The organism is Paenibacillus sp. (assembly GCF_031177825.1).
Lineage (GTDB): Bacteria > Bacillota > Bacilli > Paenibacillales > YIM-B00363 > Paenibacillus_AE.
On the sequence record NZ_JAPSKE010000036.1, the window covers coordinates 16,780 to 35,703 of the forward strand.

At 66.3% G+C, this 18,924-nt stretch carries 14 protein-coding genes; 11 read left to right on the forward strand and 3 right to left on the reverse strand.

The annotated features are described in order from the left end of the window. Positions 1-70 precede the first annotated feature (70 nt). Positions 71-511 (forward strand): NUDIX hydrolase, encoded by a 441-nt coding sequence (locus tag RIN49_RS25930; protein ID WP_309123031.1) that lies wholly within the window; start codon positions 71-73, stop codon positions 509-511. Further along, entirely contained in the window at positions 508-1,191 is a 684-nt protein-coding gene (gene deoC, locus RIN49_RS25935; RefSeq protein WP_309123032.1) for a deoxyribose-phosphate aldolase, read from the forward strand. Before RIN49_RS25930 ends, deoC begins: the two co-directional genes overlap by 4 nt. On the opposite strand, the gene RIN49_RS25940 is transcribed toward deoC, so the two are convergent. Next, the gene (locus RIN49_RS25940) at positions 1,157-2,134 is read right to left on the reverse strand and encodes a Na/Pi cotransporter family protein (RefSeq protein WP_309123033.1); all 978 of its coding nucleotides are present in this window, start codon (positions 2,132-2,134) and stop codon (positions 1,157-1,159) included. The two genes, deoC and RIN49_RS25940, sit on opposite strands and share 35 nt — an antisense overlap. 129 nt (positions 2,135-2,263) lie before the next feature. Here RIN49_RS25940 and RIN49_RS25945 point away from each other — a divergent pair, with 129 nt between their 5' ends. Next, the gene (locus RIN49_RS25945) at positions 2,264-3,634 is read left to right on the forward strand and encodes a class I SAM-dependent rRNA methyltransferase (protein WP_375295289.1); all 1,371 of its coding nucleotides are present in this window, start codon (positions 2,264-2,266) and stop codon (positions 3,632-3,634) included. A 117-nt stretch (positions 3,635-3,751) separates the two neighbouring features. Here RIN49_RS25945 and greA read toward each other — a convergent pair whose 3' ends face one another. After that, positions 3,752-4,222, reverse strand: coding sequence for a transcription elongation factor GreA (gene greA / locus RIN49_RS25950; protein ID WP_309123035.1), 471 nt, complete (start codon positions 4,220-4,222; stop codon positions 3,752-3,754). Between the two features lie 154 nt (positions 4,223-4,376). On the opposite strand from greA, the gene addB reads away from it, so the two are divergent. The 5 genes from addB (at position 4,377) to RIN49_RS25975 (ending at position 16,888) form a co-directional block, all read left to right on the forward strand. Then, positions 4,377-7,889 (forward strand): helicase-exonuclease AddAB subunit AddB, encoded by a 3,513-nt coding sequence (addB, locus tag RIN49_RS25955; RefSeq protein ID WP_309123036.1) that lies wholly within the window; start codon positions 4,377-4,379, stop codon positions 7,887-7,889. Continuing rightward, positions 7,886-11,815, forward strand: a complete 3,930-nt coding sequence (gene addA, locus RIN49_RS25960; protein WP_309123037.1) for a helicase-exonuclease AddAB subunit AddA — start codon at positions 7,886-7,888, stop codon at positions 11,813-11,815. Before addB ends, addA begins: the two co-directional genes overlap by 4 nt. 19 nt (positions 11,816-11,834) lie before the next feature. Then, positions 11,835-13,043, forward strand: coding sequence for an exonuclease SbcCD subunit D (locus RIN49_RS25965; protein WP_309123038.1), 1,209 nt, complete (start codon positions 11,835-11,837; stop codon positions 13,041-13,043). Next, positions 13,040-16,459: an AAA family ATPase gene (locus RIN49_RS25970; protein WP_309123039.1), complete on the forward strand. Its 3,420-nt coding sequence runs from the start codon at positions 13,040-13,042 to the stop codon at positions 16,457-16,459. The genes RIN49_RS25965 and RIN49_RS25970 overlap by 4 nt, the downstream gene beginning before the upstream one ends. 90 nt (positions 16,460-16,549) lie before the next feature. After that, complete coding sequence (locus RIN49_RS25975) at positions 16,550-16,888, forward strand: hypothetical protein (protein ID WP_309123040.1); 339 nt, start codon at positions 16,550-16,552, stop codon at positions 16,886-16,888. Positions 16,889-16,912: 24 nt separating this feature from the next. On the opposite strand, the gene RIN49_RS25980 is transcribed toward RIN49_RS25975, so the two are convergent. Next, positions 16,913-17,605, reverse strand: coding sequence for a DUF421 domain-containing protein (locus RIN49_RS25980; protein ID WP_309123057.1), 693 nt, complete (start codon positions 17,603-17,605; stop codon positions 16,913-16,915). Positions 17,606-17,735: 130 nt separating this feature from the next. Between RIN49_RS25980 and RIN49_RS25985 the strand changes: the two genes are divergently transcribed. The 3 genes from RIN49_RS25985 to RIN49_RS25995 all read left to right on the forward strand — a co-directional run bounded on the left by RIN49_RS25985 (position 17,736) and on the right by RIN49_RS25995 (position 18,802). Beyond that, positions 17,736-18,080 carry a histidine triad nucleotide-binding protein gene (locus tag RIN49_RS25985; protein WP_309123041.1) on the forward strand — a complete coding sequence of 115 codons (345 nt, stop codon included), beginning with the start codon at positions 17,736-17,738 and terminating at the stop codon, positions 18,078-18,080. An 89-nt stretch (positions 18,081-18,169) separates the two neighbouring features. Beyond that, positions 18,170-18,343, forward strand: a complete 174-nt coding sequence (gene rpsU / locus RIN49_RS25990) for a 30S ribosomal protein S21 (RefSeq protein WP_138196048.1) — start codon at positions 18,170-18,172, stop codon at positions 18,341-18,343. Positions 18,344-18,358: 15 nt separating this feature from the next. Continuing rightward, positions 18,359-18,802, forward strand: a complete 444-nt coding sequence (locus tag RIN49_RS25995; protein ID WP_309123042.1) for a GatB/YqeY domain-containing protein — start codon at positions 18,359-18,361, stop codon at positions 18,800-18,802. Positions 18,803-18,924 lie beyond the last annotated feature (122 nt).

Consider the following 18,924-nt stretch of genomic DNA (forward strand, 5'->3'; position numbering starts at 1 on the left):
GAGGGGAACGGCGTTCGAGTGCGGCGCGCGGTTCTCCTTTTTCGTAACTTAGTAATGAGAGGTGAGTCCGATGAAAGAAATTTCTGCCGGAGGAGTCGTCTATCGGAAGATCGGCGGCAAGCTTCAGATTCAATTGATTCAAGACCGATACGGACGGACGTCGCTGCCGAAGGGCAAGATGGAGCCGGGGGAAACCGTCGAACAGACGGCGTTGCGGGAAATTCTCGAGGAGACCGGCATCCGGGGCGATATCCGGGGACCGCTCGCCTTGATTCAATATCAGTACAAGCATCCGGAGAAAGGGATGATCGACAAGGAAGTGCACTACTACCTCGTCGAAGCGTCCGGCGGCGAACTGGTACCTCAAATCGAAGAGATTCGCGGCGTCGCGTGGTACGAGCCCCTCGACGCATGGGAGAAACAGAAAGCTTCGGGGTACGATAATAACGATGCCATCTTACGGAACGCGTTACATAAGCTGGGGGTTCGAACCGAGGAGGACGAAGCATGAGCTTTGAAGTGAAACATATCGAAAAGTATATCGACCACACGTTCCTGAAGGCCGACGCGACGACGAAGGACATCTCGAAGCTGTGCGACGAAGCGAAGACGCACGGCTTCTACAGCGTCTGCGTGAACGGCGCGTGGGTGCCGTATTGCGCCAAGGCGCTCGAGGGGACCGGCGTGAAGGTAGCCGCGGTCGTCGGGTTCCCGCTCGGCGCGGGCGCTTCCGAAGCGAAGGCGTTCGAAGCCGCGACGGCGGCGAAGCAGGGCGCGGAGGAGATCGACATGGTGCTGTCGATCGGTCGGCTGCTCGAAGGCCGTCATGACGACGTTCGCGCGGACATGAAGGCCGTCGTCGACGCCGTCCGGGGCAAGGCCATCGTGAAGGTCATTTTCGAGACGGGATTTCTGACGCCGGAGCAGATCAAGATCGCCTGCGTGCTGTCGGAGGAGGCCGGCGCGCATTTCGTGAAGACGTCGACGGGCTTCGGGCCGGGCGGCGCGACGGTCGAGCATATCGAGCTGATGCGCGCGAGCGTCTCCCCGTCCGTCGGCGTGAAGGCGTCCGGCGGCGTGCGGGATTACGACGCGGCGGTGAAGATGATTCTCGCCGGCGCGAACCGGCTCGGCACGAGCTCGGGCGTCTCGATCGTTACGGGCGGATCCGCTGCGGCCGGAGCTTATTAAGTCCGAGGTAACATAGCGGCAAGGCGATCAGCGAACAGAGCACGTTGAAGATCGTCTGGGCTCTCGCGATCTGGTCGTAGGGCGATTCGGTCCAGAAGGCGGACAAGGCGGCGAGCTGGTCGATGAACGGGAAGAACAGCAGACTGCCGCCGAGGTTCAACGCGATATGGGACCAGGCGACGTACCGGCCGGACTTGGAACCGCCGAGGCTGGCCAGCAGCGCCGTGGAGCAGGTGCCGATATTGGCGCCGAGCACGATGGCGATGCCGAGCTCGATCGGGACCGCCTGCACGCTGGCGAGGCCCATCGTAACGGCGATCGTCGCGGCGCTCGACTGGATGACGGCGGTGACGAGCGCGCCGGCGAGCAGCCCCCACGCGATGCTCTGCTGGGACATGTCCAGAAACCAGACGAACAATCCGCGCGACTGCAGCACGGGAACGATCGTGTTCATTCGTTCCATGCCGATCAGGACGCAGGCGAAGCCGCAGACCGTCAGCGACAGATGCCTAAGCGACGGCGCCACACGGGCGAGGCGGGATGCGGACGGGCGGAACCGCTCGACGGCGAGGCAGGCGAACCAGCTTGCGCCGGCGCAGACGAGCATCGGCAGCGCATCGGCGGACATGTCGAGGCCGAGCATATCCGCGGTGATGCTGCCGCCGACGTTCGCGCCGAGCACGATGCCGAGCGTCTGTCGGAACGAGAGCACGCCCGCGTTAACGAGGCCGATGGTCACGACAGTGACCGCGTCGCTCGATTGAAGTACGGTCGTCGCGAGCGTGCCCGCGACGAGTCCGCGGAACGGCGTGCTCGTAAACCGGCGGATGAGGCCCGATAGGATCGGTCCGGCCCATTCGTGGAGCCCGATCTCCATCGCCTTCATACCGAACAGGAAGACGGCGAAGCCGAGACCGAACGGGATCGCTAACTCTTGCCACATTCGAGAGTCCCTCCCGTCTTCGCGTTTCGGATGGATATGCAATGCATCGAATTATTTATATGAATCGAGCGGGACGGGCATGACAGGCTCTCCGCTCGCCGGAAGAGGTGCAAGACGCCATTGGCGACGATGATACTAACGAAGACGCGGAAGAAGCGTCTGGAAGCGGGCCATCCGTGGATATTCAAGAACGAGGTCGAACGTTTCGACGGCGAACCGGAGCCGGGCGGGATCGTTGCGGTAACGGACCATAGAGGTAAATTTTTGGCTTCGGCGTACGCGAACCCCGCGTCCCAGATGATCGGCCGGGTCGTATCCCGCGGGCAGCTCGAACGAATGGATAAGGCGTTCTTCCTGGAACGGTTCCGGACGTGCCTCGAGGTGCGGGAGCGGTTCGTCGACGACCCGCGCTATTGCCGCATCGCTTACGGCGAAGCGGATTTTCTGCCGGGATTGACCGTCGACCGGTTCGGCGATACGCTCGTCGTACAGATCGTCACGCTCGGCATGGATCGGGTGCGCGAACCGATCGTCGAGGCGTTGGTCGAGTTGTTCGCCCCGCGCACGATTTACGAGCGGAGCGACGTCGGCATCCGGGCGCTCGAAGGGCTCGAAGAACGGACGGGCACGCTGTACGGCGAAGCGCCGAGCGGTCCGATCGTCATTCGGGAGAACGGGCTGGAGATCGAGGTCGACGTCGTGAACGGACAGAAGACCGGTTATTTCTTCGACCAACGGGAAAATCGGGCGGCGATTCGTCCGCTGATGACCGGCTGGGGGCGCCGAAGCGGCATCGCGGTGCGGGAGCTGACCGAAGCGGACGGCACGACGCGATCCGCGCCCGTCAATGCGAACGGCAAAGAGGTAACGTTCCCGTATTGGGACGGCGCGACCGTGCTCGAGTGCTTCTCGCATACAGGCAGCTTCACGCTGCACGCCTGCAAATACGGCGCCAAGAAGGTGACGTGCCTCGACATCTCGGAGCACGCGATCGAGACGGCGCGCCGCAACGTCGAGCGGAACGCCTTCTCGGAGCGCGTCGAGTTCGTCGTCGCGAACGCGTTCGATTACTTGCGGGAGCAGGCGAAAGGGCTGGAGGAGCGCGCGGCGCGCGCGAAGGCGGGCGAAGCCGGAACGAAGGTGGATACGTCCAAGCCGATCGCGGCGGGCGCCGGCCGGTCTTGGGACGTCGTCATTCTCGATCCGCCCGCGTTCGCGAAAAACCGCGGCGCGGTCGAAGGCGCATGCCGCGGCTATAAGGATATCAACTTGCACGGCATGAAGCTCGTGAACGAAGGCGGCTATCTCGTGACGGCGAGCTGCTCGTACCACGTCCGTCCGGATGTATTCCTCGAGACGATCCGCGCGGCGGCGGACGATGCCGGCAAGACGCTGCGTCTCGTCGAGTTCCGCGGCGCCGGCAAGGATCATCCGCAGCTGCTCGGCGTGGACGAGGGCAATTATTTGAAGTTCGCGATTTTCGAGGTGCGGAGCCGCTAACGCGGCGGGTGCTTCGGCTATTAGCCGTCCGATGGATATCGGGCGGCTTTTTTTTCGAGGGGAATGTTCCGTTATGAAAAAAACCGACGGGACTTCGCTTGTCCCGTCGGTTCGCCGTTATACCGCTTTGATGTCGAGCAGCTCGTACGTAATTTCGCCCATCGGGGCGTTCACCGTGATTTTGCTGCCGATCGATTTGCCCATGAGCGCTTGGCCCAAGGGACTCTCATACGAAATTTTATTATCGGCGACATCCGCCTCGGCCGGTCCGACGATCCGGTAATCGATCTTCTCGTCGAATTCCAAGTCGTGCAGCGTCACCACCGAGCCGACCTGGACGGTCGACGTGTCGATCGATTCGACGACGCGGGCTTTCCGCAAAATGTTTTCGATCGTCAAAATTCTCGTTTCCATGAACGCTTGATCGTCTTTCGCCGAGTGGTACTCGCTGTTCTCCTTCAGGTCGCCGTAGCTGATCGCCGTCTTCAACCGAGCCGCCAGCTCGCTCCGCTTGACCGTCTTCAGCTCCTCCAGCTCGTCCTTCAATTTTTGCAGTCCCTCAGGGGTCAGCACGATTCCTTCCGCCATGCGACGCAACTCCTTCTTCCACCCATTTTTCTTCTACATCTCATTGTACTCTATTTTGCGATCGAAATACGATTCGCCTCGGCAAAAAAATCCATTGCAAACACCCGTTCGACGGTGTACCTTGGAAAAAAAGACACTCTCGGAGGGGTTCGGTTTGGGTATTCGATTCGTGCTGGGACGCGCGGGGGCGGGCAAGAGCCGAAGCGCGTTCGAGCAAATCGGGGAAGAGCTGGAGCGCTCTCCCGACGGTCCGCCGCTGATCCTGCTCGTGCCCGAGCAGATGACGCAAGCGGCCGACCGCGCGTTCGTCGCCCGCTTCGGCGGAACGATCCGCGCGCAATCCTTAAGCTTTCGACGGCTGGCGTTCCGCGTCATGCAAGAGGCGGGGGGCGCATCCCGTTTACATATCGACGATACGGGCAAGAAGATGCTTCTATATAAAATCGCGCGGTCGCGAGGCCGCGACTTCCGCGCGTTCCGGCGCTTCGCGGAAGGCGGCGGCTGGATCGACGCGGCGAACGAATGGTTCGCGGAGTGCAAGCGGTACGCGGTCGACGCGGCGCGGCTGCGCGAAGCGGCGGAGGACGATGCGTTCCCGCCTGCGCTGCGGGACAAGCTGCACGATCTGGCGCTTCTGATCGGCGGCATGGAGACGGAGCTCTCCGGCAAATACGTCGATTCGGAGGATTATTTAACGCTGCTAGGCGAGCATGCATCGTCGTCGGAGACGATCCGCGGCGCGCGGATCTGGGTGGACGGCTTCCACGGCTTCACGCCGACGGAGCTCGCGGCGCTGCGGCAGCTGTGCAAGCATGCGGAGCGCGTCACGTTCGCGTTGACGATCGACAGGGCGTACGGCGCTCATGAAACGCCGGACGATCTGGAGCTGTTCCATCCGACCGCGTCGACGATGACGACGCTGCTGCGCATGGCGGAAGAAGAGGGCATTCCCGTAGAAGGGGCGACGATGCTGGAAGGCGGCGCGGCGGGACGGTACGCTTCCGCGCCGGCGCTGGCCGCCCTTGAGCGGGCGTTCGTGGACAAAGCGAACGGCCGACTCGTTACGCCGGCGCTCGATGCAGGCGAAGCGGTGAGCGTCGTGTCCGCGGCGAATCCGCGGGCCGAAGCCGAAGCGGCCGCGCGCGACATCGTCCGCCTCGTCTCGTCCGGCGCGGCGAGGTGGCGGGATATCGCGGTTTACGTCCGGAACTGGGAAGGGTACGGCGACGTAATCGCGGCGGCGTTCCGGGATCACGGCATACCGTGCTTCCTGGATCAGAAGCGCGCCGTCGCTCACCATCCGCTCAGCGAGCTCGTCCGTTCGGCGATCGACGTCGTCCAGTCCCGGTGGACGTACGATGCCGTGTTCCGTGCCGCGAAGACCGATTTGTTGTTTCCGAGAGGCGCGTTCCGGACCGAGTCGGAGGCGAGATACGCCATGGACCAGTTGGAAAACGTCGTTCTCGAGTACGGCATCAAGGGGACGCGGTGGACCGACGGGAAACCTTGGCGGCTGAACGCGGGCGCGCCGCTGGAAGGGGACGAAGCGGCGCACGCGGAACGCCAGCGGGCGCGGGAAGAGCGCGTCGAACGGTGGCGATCGCTCGTCGTCGCTCCGCTGCACGCCTTCGAGAAGCGGTTTAAGAAAGCCAAGACGATCGAGCAGCAGGCGGCGGCGTTGTTCGCGTTCCTGGAAGACGCCGGCGCGGCCGATACGCTCGCGCGCTGGCGCGATTCCGCGGAACGCGCGGGGGATCCCGATCGGGCGAAGGAGCACGAGCAGCTGTGGGACCGCGTCGTCGACACGCTCGATCAGCTGGTCGAGCTCGTCGGCGACGAGCCGGCGGACGCGGAGCTGTTCGCCGGCATGATCTCGGCCGGTCTCGACGGCATTCGCATGGGACTCGTGCCGCCGGCGCTCGATCAGGTGCTCGTCGGTAGCTTGGATCGGACGCGCGCGTTCGGCGTCAAGCGGTTATACCTGCTCGGCGTGAACGACGGCGTCATCCCGATGCGGCCGAAGGAGAAGGGCGTCGTGTCCGAAGCGGATCGCGAGCGGATGCACGCAGCCGGTCTCGAGCTCGCGCCGGACAGCCGCAGGCGTATGCTCGACGAGCGTTTTCTACTGTATAACGCCTTGTTTCTGCCGTCCGAAGGGCTCTGGGTCAGTTACGCTCTCTCGGACCCCGAGGGGACGACGCTGCTGCCGTCCGAATGGATTCGCACGCTGAAGCGGCTCGCGCCCGACGCGAAGACGATGTACGTGCCGAGCGACGTGCCGGCCGGGGCGAGCGACGAGGAGGCGCTGGAGCGCCTCTCCACGCCTTCCCGCGCCTTGGCGGAGCTGCTGCCGCAGCTGCGTCGCTGGAAGCGCGGCGAGCCCGTCTCGGGCGTATGGTGGGCCGCGTACAACTGGCTGACGGAACGCCCGTATTGGCGCGAGCGTCTGCTCGGGCTGCTCCCGTCGCTCGATTACGACAACCGGCGCGGCCGGTTGTCGGAGGAAACGGCGATCGCGCTGTACGGCGAGACGTTCCGCACGAGCGTGTCCCGGCTCGAGACGTTCGCCGGTTGTCCGTTCGCCCATTTCGCGGGATACGGACTCGGTTTGAAGGAGCGCCGGCTGTACCGGCTCGAAGCGCCCGACATCGGGCAGCTGTACCATGCGGCGCTCAGCCAGCTGTCGAAGAAGCTCGCCGAAGAAGGCCGGACGTGGGCGGAGCTCGACGAGGCGGAGTGCGCGGAGCTCGCGTTTCGGACGGTCGAGGAGCTGGCGCCGAAGCTGCTGTCGGAAATATTGTTCAGCTCGAACCGGCATCGCTACATGACTCGGAAGCTGCAAGCGGTCGTCGGCCGCGCGTCGGAGGCGCTGCGGGGCCAAGCGGCGCGCAGCGGCTTCCGCCAAGCGGCGGCGGAGCTCGCGTTCGGCGAGGACGGCGGCATGCCGGCGATCAAGCTGCCGCTGCCGGACGGCCGAGAGATGGAGCTGCGGGGACGCATCGACCGGATCGACGGAGCGCGCACCGAACGCGGCGAATGGTACATCAGAATCGTCGATTATAAGTCGAGGGCGCATCGGCTGCGCTTGTCCGACGTGTATTACGGGCTGTCGCTGCAGCTGCTCGCTTATCTTGACGCGGCTTCGGAGGAGGCGAGAGCGTGGCTCGGCGCCGAAGCGGCGCCGGCGGGGGCGCTGTATTTCCACGTGCACAAGCCGATGCTGACGCTGCATAACGCGGTCGAGCCGGAACAAGCGGCGCAGGAGCTGTTCAAGAGGTTCAAGATGCAGGGGCTGCTTCTCGACGATGACGAGGCGGCGCAGCTGATGGATACGGAGCTGCGCTCCGGCATCTCCCCGATCGTGCCGCTCGAACGGAAGACCGACGGGTCGCTCGGCGCGCGGTCGAAGGCGGTCGACGCCAAGAAGTGGAGCCGGCTGCGCGCGTTCGTGCGCGGCAAGATGACGGAGCTCGGCGCCAAAGCCGCGTGCGGGGACGTCGAAGCGGCGCCGTACCGCAGCAAACAGGAGACGCCGTGCACGTTTTGCAAGTTCAAGCCCGTCTGCGGGTTCGATCCGGAGATCGGCGGCAACGAATATCGAGTGCTGCCGCCGCTCGCGGACGAAGACGTCTGGGCGCGCATCGACGGAGAGGAGAGAGACGCATGACGAAGAGAGGCATCGAACCGAAGCCCGCGGGCGCGACCTGGACGGACGAGCAATGGCAGGCGATCGCCGCCCGCGGCGATCATCTGCTCGTCGCGGCCGCGGCCGGGTCGGGCAAGACGGCGGTGCTCGTCGAGCGCATCATTCGAACGGTGACCGACGAAGCGCGGCCGATCGACATCGATCGGCTGCTCGTCGCCACGTTCACGAACGCGGCCGCCGCGGAGATGCGCCACCGGATGCGCGACGCGTTGGAGAAGGCGCTCGCGTCGAACCCCGGTTCGCGTCATCTGCGCAGGCAGCTGGCGCTCGTCGGCAGAGCGTCGATCACGACGCTGCATTCCTTCTGCCTCGACGCGGTGCGCCGCTACGTACACCTGACCGATCTCGATCCGGCGTTTCGGATCGCGAACGAAACCGAAGCGGCGCTGCTGCGGCAAGAGGCGCTGGAGAGCGTGCTCGAGGAGCGGTACGGCGCGGCCGAGGAGGACGGGCCGTTCTGGGCGCTCGCCGACCGTTTCGGCGGCGAACGGGGCGACGACGGGCTGATGAAGCTGATCGATCGGCTATACGACTTCTCGCGCAGCCATCCGTTCCCCGAAGCGTGGCTGCGCGAAGCGGCGGCGGCGTTCCGCCTCGGCGCGACGGCCGGCGACGGCGGCGGGGCCGGGATCGAAGGCGAGGCCGGCATCGAAGGCGGCTTGCCGGAAGATCACCCATGGCTGCTGAGCATCGGCGCGGACGTCAAGCTGGAGCTCGAGGGCATCGCGGCCGGTCTTCGCGCCGCGCTCGAGCTCGCGCTGCAGCCGGGAGGTCCGCACGCGTACGCCGACAACTTCCGCGCCGACATGGCCGGCGTCGAACGGCTGCTCGCGGCGCTGGCCTCGGGCGGTTGGCGCGCGCTGCGGGACGCGGCGTTCGCGGACGACGGCGGGGCGTTCGGGCGGCTGAAGCCCCAGAAGGGCGATTCCGTCGACGCCGCGTTGAGCGATCGGGCGAAGAAGCTGCGGAAGGACGCCAAGGACCGCCTCGACGGCCTGAAGGAGCAGCTGCTCGCGCGAACGCTCGAAGACTATGCGGAGGAATGCTTCGCGCTCGCGCCGCTGATGGACGAGCTGACGCGCCTCGTACTCGATTACGCCGAGGCGTTCCGGCAGGCGAAGACGGCGAAGGGCCTCGTCGACTTCGGCGATCTCGAACACGCCTGTCTTCAGGTGCTGCGGGATCCTGCGTCGACGCCGGAACGCATCGTTCCGACCGAAGCGGCGCTCCAATACCGGGAGCAATTCGAAGAGGTATACGTCGACGAATACCAGGATACGAACGCGGTGCAGGAGACGATTCTTCGGCTCGTCTCGCGAGGAGACGGGACGGACGGAACGGACGCGCCGCGGGCGGGGAACCGATTCATGGTCGGGGACGTCAAACAGAGTATATACCGGTTCCGCCTTGCGGAGCCCGGGTTGTTCCTGCGCAAGTACAAGACGTACCGCGCGCTCTCGGAAGCGGCGGAGAACGTCGCGGCCGGCGGCGGCATCCGCATCGACCTGGCGCGTAACTTCCGCTCCCGGCGCGAAGTCGTCGACGCGGTCAACTTCGTCTTCCGTCAGACGATGCACGAAGAAGCCGCGGAGCTCGATTACGACGAACGGGCCGAGCTCGCGCTCGGGGCGTCGTACCCGGAACCGGACGGCGAGCACGATCTCGCCGCGGACGTCGTGCTGATCGACCGCGACGGCGGGCCGGACGAGGAGGCGGAAGGAGACGGTCCCGCGACGGAAGCGCCGGATCTGGACGCCGCGGAGGCCGAAGGCCGCGCGATCGGGCGCCGCATTCTAGAGCTGACGGGCGGCGCGGGTCGACCGGCGATGCAAGTGTACGACAAGGGCGTAGGAGGCATGCGCCCGATTATGTACCGCGACATCGTCATCTTGCTGCGTGCGGACAAGGCTTGGGCGCCGTCTCTGATCGAGCAATTGCGGTTGTACGGCGTTCCCGCCCACGCCGAGCTCGGCGGCGGGTACTTCGAAGCGGTCGAGGTGGAGACGCTGCTCTCGATGCTGCAGACGATCGACAATCCGCTGCAGGACATTCCGCTCGCCGCGACGATGATGTCGCCGGCGTTCGGCTTCACGGCGGAGGAGCTGGCGCGCATCCGCGTAGCCGGGGGACGGAGCCGTCCCTACTACGAAGCGGTCGGCTCCGTCGCTTCCGGCAAGGAGCCGAATCCGGGCTCGGTCGGTAGCGCGCTTAGGGAGAAAGCCGCTCGTTTCGTGACGACGCTGGAGCCGTGGCGGACGGCGGCGCGGCAAGGGCCGCTCGCCGACCTGATTCTGAAGCTGTACCGCGAGACCGGCTACTTCGACTTCGTCGGCGGCCTGCCGGGCGGCGTGCAGCGGCAGGCGAACCTGCGGGCGCTGTACGACCGGGCGCGGCAATACGAAGCGACGAGCTTCCGAGGCCTGTTCCGCTTCATTCGATTCATCGAGCGTCTGCGGGACTCCGGCTCCGATCTCGCGCCGGCCCGAGCGCTCGGCGAGACGGAGGACGTCGTACGCATCATGTCCATCCATAAGAGCAAGGGGCTCGAATTTCCCGTCGTATTCGTCGCGGGCCTCGGCAAGTCGTTCAACCGAGGAGACGAACGGGAACCGTTCCTGCTTCACAAGGAGCTGGGGTTCGGGCCGCGCTACGTCGATCCGGAGCTCGGCGCGGCGCATCCGACGCTGCCGCAGCTGGCCATTCGGCGCCGCCTGCGCGCGGAGTCGCTCGCCGAGGAGATGCGGGTGCTGTACGTGGCGCTGACCCGGGCGAAGGAGAAGCTCATCCTCGTCGGGTCGGCCAAAGGGCTTACGAAGCGGCTGGAGGATTGGAACGCGGTCGCGGCAAGCCCCGGTCCGAAGCTGCCGGCGCATGCGATTCATCGAGGCGCCTGCTTCCTCGACTGGCTGCTGCCGTCGCTGCTGCGACATCCCGCGGCGGAACCGGTGCGCGACGCCTACGGGCTGCCGGCGCTTCCGCCGGGGGCGCGCGTGGCCGACGGCTCCCGTTGGCGGCTCATGGTCGAGCTGCCGGACGCGATGGCGGAAGCGGCGGCGGCCGGCGGGCGTACGGAGCCATGGGGGCAGCACGCGGTGACGGAAGGGCTGCCAGTGCCGGACGACTGGACGGCGCGGGACCGAGACGTGCTGCGCGCGCTCGGCTGGACGGATCCGCGGCCGTCGGCGTCGGCGTTGTACGCGAAGACGTCCGTTACGGAATGGAAGAGAAGGCTGCTCGAAGAGGACGAGGAGGAAGCGGAAGCGCCGTTCGCGGCGCCTTCGCCGGCGCGGGGGCCGTCCGGCGCGGCGGTCGCGAAGCGGCCGCGGTTTCTCGCGAAGCGCGGACTGACGCCGGTGGAACGCGGCGTCGCGTACCACGCGGTCATGCAGCATCTGCGCCTCGCCCCGGGCCTGACGACGAGCGACGTAGAGGCGCTGCTGTCCGATATGGTGCTGCGGGAATTGCTGACGGAGGAACAGCGCGCGGCCGTAGACGTCGAATCGGTCTGGCGGTTCGCGGCGAGCGAGCCCGGTCTGCGCTTGGCATCGGCCGCGAGGACGCATCGAGAGCTCCCGTTCAGCGTCGGACTGCCTGCCGCGGAAGTGTACGGCGAGGCGCCGAACGGCGTCCCGCTCGACGCCGAGACGGCCGCGGAGACGGTGTTGGTGCAAGGGATCATCGACTGCCTGTTCGAGGACGACCGGGGGCTGGCCATCGTCGATTACAAGACGGATGCGATTCGAGGCGATACGGGACTTAGCGAGCTGACCGAGCGTTATCGGCTGCAGCTGTCCGTCTATGCGAAGGCGGCGGAGAAGGCGCTGGGCCGGGACGTGCCGGACCGATATTTATATTTCTTCGACGGCGCGCGCGCCGTGAAGCTGTAGGGAGAGGTGGCGGAACAGGATGCGATTGCTGCATACGGCGGATTGGCATTTCGGCAGAACGTTGGAAGGAAGAAGCCGACAGGCGGAGCATGAAGCGTTCGTGGACGAGCTCGCGCGAATCGCCGACGAGGCGGACGTCGACGCGGTGCTGCTCGCGGGGGACGTATACGACTCCGTCAATCCGCCGGCGGACGCGGAGACGTTGTTTTACGAGGCATTGACGCGCTTGTCGAACGGGGGGCGGCGGCCGGTCGTCGCGATCGCGGGCAATCACGACCACCCGGATCGCTTGAGCGCGGCGGGGCCGCTCGCTCGCGCGCAAGGCGTCGCGCTCGTCGGGCTGCCGACGTTGGACGTCGTTCGGCTTACGATCCCGCGAACGGGGGAGCGGGCGAACGTGTACGCGCTGCCGTATCCGTCCGAGTCGCGGCTGAAGGAGCTGTTGTCCGCCGAGGCGGACGAGCAGGCGCTGCAGCTCGCGTATTCCGCGCGCATCGCGGCGTTGGTGCGGGATGCGACGGGGGACATGTTCGGGAAAGGGAGCGTCGACGTCGTCATGAGCCACCTGCACGCGCTGGGCGGGTCGCCGACCGACTCGGAGCGGCCGATCGAGGTCGGCGGCGCGTATACGGTCGATCCGTCCGCCTTCGGAAGAGCCGCGCAGTACGTCGCGCTCGGTCATCTCCATCGCCCGCAGGACGTGCGCGTGCGCGACGACGGCGAGAACGGAGCGGCGGGAGCCGCGCCGCGTATCCGCTACAGCGGTTCGCCGCTCGCGTTCAGCTTCTCCGAAGCGGGACAAGCGAAGTCCGTGTCGATCGTCGATCTCGCGCCGGGCGGGACGCCTCGGGTCGAGGAGGTGCCGCTCTCGGCCGGCCGCCCGCTTGTGCGCTGGATCGCCAAAGAGGGGCTCGCGGACGTGCATCGCTGGTTCGACGAGGGAAGGGACGCCCGCGCCTGGATCGATCTCGAGCTGCACGTGACCGACGCGCTGACGATGGAACAAATCCAGACGCTGCGCCGGTCGCATGAGGGGCTCGTCCTCATCCGGCCGGTGTTCGCGTCCGCGCCGGAGTCCTTAAGCGTTCGCGCGGAACGGGCGCTGCCGATCGACGAGCTGTTCCGACGGTTTTACGCCCGGCAGACCGGCGGCGCGACGCCGGACGAGGCGACGGTCCGGCTGTTCCTCGAGCTGGTGCAGGAGGAAGCGGAGGAGGAGAGCGCATGAAGCCGATTCGCTTAACGATCCAAGGCTTGCAGAGCTACCGGGAGGAGCAGACGATCGACTTCTCCCGGCTGGCCGAGGCGGGCGTGTTCGGCATCTTCGGACCGACCGGCAGCGGCAAGTCGACTATTCTCGACGCGGTGACGCTGGCGATGTACGGTGCGGTGGAGCGCGCCGGCAGCGGCATTCAGAGCATTATGAACGCGCAGGAGGATACGCTGTCCGTGTCGTTCGCGTTCCAATTGTCGGACGGGGCCGACCGACGTACATACCGCGCGGAGCGAACGTACCGGCGCAAGCCCGACGGGACGGTCGAGCAGCGTCTATGCCGTCTGTGCGAGGAGACGAGCGAAGGCGCGATCGTGCTGGCGGACAAGGCGGGCGAGGTGAACGCCGCGGTGGCGTCGCTCATCGGCTTGTCGATGACCGATTTTACGCGCGCCGTCGTACTGCCGCAGGGCAAGTTTTCGGAGTTTCTCGCTCTGAAGGGGAAGGAGCGCCGGGAGATGCTGCAGCGGCTGTTCCGCCTCGAGCGGTACGGCGACGAGCTCGCCGCCCGTCTGACGGCGCGTCTGCGCCGGACGGAGGCGCTTGCGCGGGAGGCGGCGGCGGAGCTGCAAGGGCTCGGCGACGCGTCTCCGGAGGCGCTCTCCGCGGCGGAGGCGGCGTTCCGCGACGCGTCCGAGGCCGAGGCGCGTTTGAAGGAAGCGCTGCTGGCCGCGGAGACGGCGCACGCGGAAGCGGCGCGCATCCGCGAGGCGATGCAGGAAGCGGCCGCGAGCGAGGCGGCGTGGGCCGCGCTGGAGCGCCGCCGGCCCGAGATCGCGGCGATCGAGGAACGGCTCGCGTCGGCGGCCGCGGCGGAAGTGCTGCTGCCGACGTGGCGCGCGCGGGAGGAAGCGGCGTCGCGGGCCGAGCGGCTCGCGCGCGAAGCGGTCGACGCGGCGGGCGAGCGCGAGCGCGCGGCGGCGCGGCAGGCGGCCGCGCAAGAGGCGCATGCCGCGGCGGAACGGGAGCTGCGGGAGCAGGAAGCGCCGACGGCGGTGCGGCTCGAGCGGCTGCGCCAAGCGGTCGCGCTGGCGGAGCAGGCGTCCGTCGACGCGGCGGCGCTCGAGCGCGCTCGCGCCGAGCTGGCGAGCGGCCGAGCGGAGCGGGAGGCGGCGGCGAACGCCCTCGCCGCCGCGCAGCAGCAGCGCGCCAGGGCGCTGCAGCTCCAAGCGGAGCTGAAGGCCGCGTACGCCGCGCTGGCGACGCCGCCGGAGCAGCGCCGCCGGATGGCCGCCGCGGAGCGGGAGCGGACCGCGGCGACGACGGCCGCGGCGCAGGCCGCCGCGCTGCGCGGGGAAGCGTCCGCGCTCGCGGCGGCGGCGAAGCGCGGCGAGGCGGAGACCGCCCGCTTGGACGAAACCGTGCGGACGTCGATCGCGCAGCTGGGCGCGGCCCGCGCCTTGTTCGCGCAAGGCGCGGCGGTGCTCAATGCGGCGGAAGACGACCTGCTGCGCGAGGAGCGCCGGCTCGGCGAACGCATCCTAGCGGCGAAGACCGCTGCGATCGGCGGCGAACGGCATGCCTGGGCGCATGCGCTCGCGGCCGGCCTCGCGCCGGGCGAGCCGTGCCCGGTATGCGGCTCGGCGAGCCATCCGGCGCCCGCTCCGCCCCCGTCCGGCGCGCCGGACGCCGGCGGCGAGGCCGAACGCCTCGAGCGGCTGCAGCGCGACGCGCGGGAGCTGGCCGAGGCGGTACGCCGGGAAGCCGGTCGCGCGAACGAGACGATGCATCGGCTGAACGCGGCGCTGGAAGGGAGCGAAGCGCCTTCGGCCGTCGACGAAACGGCGGCCGCGGCCGAAGAGCCTTACCCGGCCGGGGACGCCGGCGAGACGCCGCAGGCCGAGTCGCTCGAGAAGCGTCGCCGCGTCGTCGAGAGGGTCGTCGCCCGGCTGAACGCCGTAGCGCCGGAGCTGAGGGCGCTGCTAGAGCGGTTCGAAACGGCCCGCGCCGCCTTGCGGAACGAGCGGGCGACGCTCGCGGCCGCCGCCCAATCGGCGCGCGCGGCGGATTCGAAGGCCGAGGCGGCGGAACGGGAGGCGGCGATCGCCGCGGCGCGATGGCGGGAGGCGTATCCGGAGTGGACGCCGGAGACGTTCGAAGAGGCGCTTCGCGACGCCGAACGCAAGGAGCGCGAAGCCGAGGACATTCGGCTTCGTCTGGAGAAGAGCGAGCCGTTCCTCGCGCAGAACGCGGAGGAGCTGGAGCGCCTCCAACAGCGGCAGTCGCTCGCGGAGCGCCGTCTCGCGCAGGCGGAGGCGGAGGCGGCCGCCGCCGAACGGCAGCTGGCCGCGCGCCGCGAGGAGATCGCCGCGCTGACCGGCGGCGACGCAACGCCGCCGGCCGAGCTGGCGGCGGCGCTGAGCGCGCGCCTCGAGCGGTGGCGCGCGGAGGAGCAAGCGGCGCGAGAGGCGGCGGACGCGGCGCGGGCCGCGGCGGAGACCGCCGGCCGGCGGCTGGCCGCGGCCGAGGAGGCGCTGCGAGGCGCGGCGGACGCGAGGGAGCGCGCCGAGCGGCAGTGGAGCGACGCGCTGGCGGCCAGCCCCTTCGACGGCGTAGAAGCCGTGCAGCGCGCTGCGCTCGAGCCGGAGCGGCGCGAGGCGCTCGCCAACGAGGCGTCCGGGTACAAGGAGGCGCTCGCGGCGGCCGCGGCGAAGCGGGACGCGGCGCTTGCTCGGCTCGGCGGGCGGGCGATCGACGAAGCCGCGATGCTGGAGGCGGGGCGCCGTCTCGCCGAAGCGAAGGCGAAGCGCGAAGAAGCGCTCGCGGCGCGGGCGAAGGCGGAGCGGGCCGCTTGGGAGCTGCGGCAGCGGCACGAGCGGTGGCGGCTCGTCACGCGGCAGCATGAAGAGGCGGTCGCCTTGCAGCAGCAGCTAGCGAAGCTGCAAGCCGTGTTTCGGGGCAACGCGTTCGTCGAGTTTCTCGCGGAGGAGCAGCTGCTCGGCGTGACGCGCGCCGCGTCGGAGCGGCTCGCCGGCCTGACGCGGGGGCGGTACGCCATCGAACTCGATTCGACCGGCGGCTTCGTCATCCGCGACGACGCGAACGGCGGCGTGCGCCGCCCCGTGTCGACGTTGTCGGGCGGGGAGACGTTCCTGACGTCGCTCGCGCTCGCGCTCGCTTTATCGGCGCAAATCCAGCTCAGCGGCAAATATCCGCTCGAGTTTTTCTTCCTCGACGAAGGGTTCGGCACGCTCGATCCGGAGCTGCTGGACAACGTCGTGTCGGCGCTCGAACGGCTGCACGTCGAACGGCTCGCGGTCGGCGTCATCTCGCACGTGCCGGAGCTGCAGGCTCGGCTGCCGCGCAAGCTGATCGTTACGCCGGCCGATCCGATGGGCGCGGGCAGCCGCGTTCGGATCGAGACGACCTAGGAATCGAGGAAAATTTTCTCCGGACAAAGACGTACATGCGCCCATCTCCCTCTGCCGGAATAGGATATCGGCATAGGGAGGTGCTATGGGATGCACGCGCATGAAGCAATGGAGATTTGCAAGCAACATATGCACAAGTACGTTCTCATCCATACGACGGACGGCATGCAGTACGACGGCATCGTCGAGAGCATGGACGACGAATACGTGTACCTGGCGGTGCCGGTGGGCACGACGGAGCTGATGCCGCCGCAGGTCCGCGGGCTGCCGGGCTATTACGGGTACGGCCCGGGCTACGGCTACGGCTATCCGGGCTATTATCCGGGGTACGGCTACGGGTACCCGGGCTACGGCTATGGCGGCCGGTTCCGCCGCTTGGCGCTGCCGCTCGCCGCGCTCGCCGCGATTTCGCTGCTGCCTTATTTCTGAAATCAAACGAGCGAGGACCGGCCGTCAGGCAGGTCCTCGCTTCGTGTATAAGGCGACATATAGACTGTCGATATCGTTCCATTCCGCGAAGAAAACGTCCGTATACTTGGCGATGCCTTGCTTCTTCAGTTGCTCCTGTAGCCAAGCTTCGTCCACGCCGGCTTCCTTAAGGTTGTCGCGAATGAGTTCGCCGTCGAGGATGAGCGACACGGGAAGGACCGCGGTTCGATCCGGCAGCCCGAACTCGTACCGGTCGGGGTTGCCGTATTTCGACTTCGGCATGACGCTGAGCGCTCCGTTCGTCTCGAGGATGGCGTATTCGACCCATTCCATGGAGAAGTATTGCTGCTGACGCAGCATCGTCTGCAGCTCGTTCAAATCCAGCTTGCAGCGCTTCATGGCGTCGTATTCCAGCTTTCCTTTGCGTATAATGATCGTCGGCTCGCCTTCCAGCGGTTTGCGGATGCGATTCCATTTTTGCGTCATCCACACGATCGTCCAGATGAGCAGTCCCCATAGCGTCGTCGCGAACAGGACGTGCCCGACATGGATATGCTTGTCGTAAATCGCGTTGCCTAGCAGCTCGCCGAGCGTGAGGGCGGAGACGAAATCGAACGGCGTCAGCTTCGAAAAGTGAGCCTTGCCCAAAATTTTCGTATATAGAAAAAGTGCCACGAACCCGATCACGAGCTCGATCGCGATGAGGCCGTATTCCATTAGCATGGTCCTTCTCCTCCTAATTGAATAGGATTGTCTTCTTACGGGATTTACAAACGTTTATAAATTGGACGAGCGGACCGCCATGATGTAAAATATGGAATCGACAACGAAAAACGGAGGCATCCCCATGGCGGACTGCATTTTCTGCAAAATCGTCGAAGGCGCCATTCCCTCCAAGAAGGTTTTGGAGACGGACACGGTGCTCGCGTTCCACGACATTCAGCCGGCCGCGCCGGTTCACGTGCTGCTCATTCCGAAGAAGCATATTCCGACGATGAACGACGTGACGGCGGAGGACGCGGCGGCGATCGGCGACATCGCGCTGGCCGCGCAGCAAGTCGCGGAAGCGCTCGGCATCAAGGACAGAGGGTACCGATTGATCAACAATTGCAACGACGAAGGCGGGCAGGTCGTGTACCATTTGCACTTCCATTTGCTCGGCGGAGAAAAGCTTGGACCGATTCTCCGATAATAAAGTTGACACCCCCTTTCCGCATCACATATAATATTGTTTGATATACCGTGTTTCTTGGAGTGCATGGTCGGAGGGAGGGAAAACACGTGTCCGAAACGAAAGTTCGCAAAAACGAGACAATCGACGCTGCTCTTCGCCGATTCAAGAGATCCATCTCCAAAGACGGCGTATTGGCTGAAGTAAAGAAACGCAGACATTACGAGAAGCCAAGCGTGAAGCGCAAGAAGAAGTCCGAAGCTGCCCGTAAGCGTAAATTCTAGGAGGCTGTCCGAAGCATGAATTTGAGCGAACGTCTGAACGAGGATATGAAAGCATTGATGAAGAGCGGTGATAAGTTCGCGCTCACCGTCGTGCGCATGATTCGTTCGGCGGTCAAGAATGCCGAGATCGACGCCCGCAGGCCGCTTAGCGATGAGGAAGTCATGGACATCCTCACGCGGGAGGTCAAGCAGCGCCGAGACGCCCTTCAGGAATTCGAGAAAGCGGGTCGCGAAGACCTTGCGGATCAAGCGAAGGCGGAAGTCGAAGTAATCCAGCGTTATATGCCTCAGCCGTTAACCGAAGCAGAGCTGACTCGGATCGTCGAAGAGACGATTCAAGAAGTCGGCGCCTCCTCCAAGGCCGACATGGGTAAAGTGATGAGCGCATTAATGCCGAAAGTCAAAGGTCGGGCCGACGGCAAGCAAGTGAACGCCGCCGTGCAACGGCTGTTGGTATAAACCTATAAGACGCTCCCGAATAACCTTCGGGGGCGTTTTTTGGCATGATAGGGTAAAATAATGAAAGAACTGAAACAGCGCAAGCCTTCTTGCGTAATACCGTGCAGGAAGCAGAGGGGGGA

Excerpts from the sequence above, each read along its gene's own strand:
- RIN49_RS25930 (WP_309123031.1), top strand. The coding sequence starts at position 71 with ATGAAAGAAATTTCTGCCGGAGGAGTCGTCTATCGGAAGATCGGCGGC.
- deoC (WP_309123032.1), top strand. The coding sequence starts at position 508 with ATGAGCTTTGAAGTGAAACATATCGAAAAGTATATCGACCACACGTTC.
- RIN49_RS25940 (WP_309123033.1), bottom strand. The coding sequence starts at position 2,134 with ATGTGGCAAGAGTTAGCGATCCCGTTCGGTCTCGGCTTCGCCGTCTTC.
- RIN49_RS25945 (WP_375295289.1), top strand. The coding sequence starts at position 2,264 with ATGATACTAACGAAGACGCGGAAGAAGCGTCTGGAAGCGGGCCATCCG.
- greA (WP_309123035.1), bottom strand. The coding sequence starts at position 4,222 with ATGGCGGAAGGAATCGTGCTGACCCCTGAGGGACTGCAAAAATTGAAG.
- addA (WP_309123037.1), top strand. The coding sequence starts at position 7,886 with ATGACGAAGAGAGGCATCGAACCGAAGCCCGCGGGCGCGACCTGGACG.
- RIN49_RS25965 (WP_309123038.1), top strand. The coding sequence starts at position 11,835 with ATGCGATTGCTGCATACGGCGGATTGGCATTTCGGCAGAACGTTGGAA.
- RIN49_RS25970 (WP_309123039.1), top strand. The coding sequence starts at position 13,040 with ATGAAGCCGATTCGCTTAACGATCCAAGGCTTGCAGAGCTACCGGGAG.
- RIN49_RS25975 (WP_309123040.1), top strand. The coding sequence starts at position 16,550 with ATGCACGCGCATGAAGCAATGGAGATTTGCAAGCAACATATGCACAAG.
- RIN49_RS25980 (WP_309123057.1), bottom strand. The coding sequence starts at position 17,605 with ATGGAATACGGCCTCATCGCGATCGAGCTCGTGATCGGGTTCGTGGCA.
- RIN49_RS25985 (WP_309123041.1), top strand. The coding sequence starts at position 17,736 with ATGGCGGACTGCATTTTCTGCAAAATCGTCGAAGGCGCCATTCCCTCC.
- RIN49_RS25995 (WP_309123042.1), top strand. The coding sequence starts at position 18,359 with ATGAATTTGAGCGAACGTCTGAACGAGGATATGAAAGCATTGATGAAG.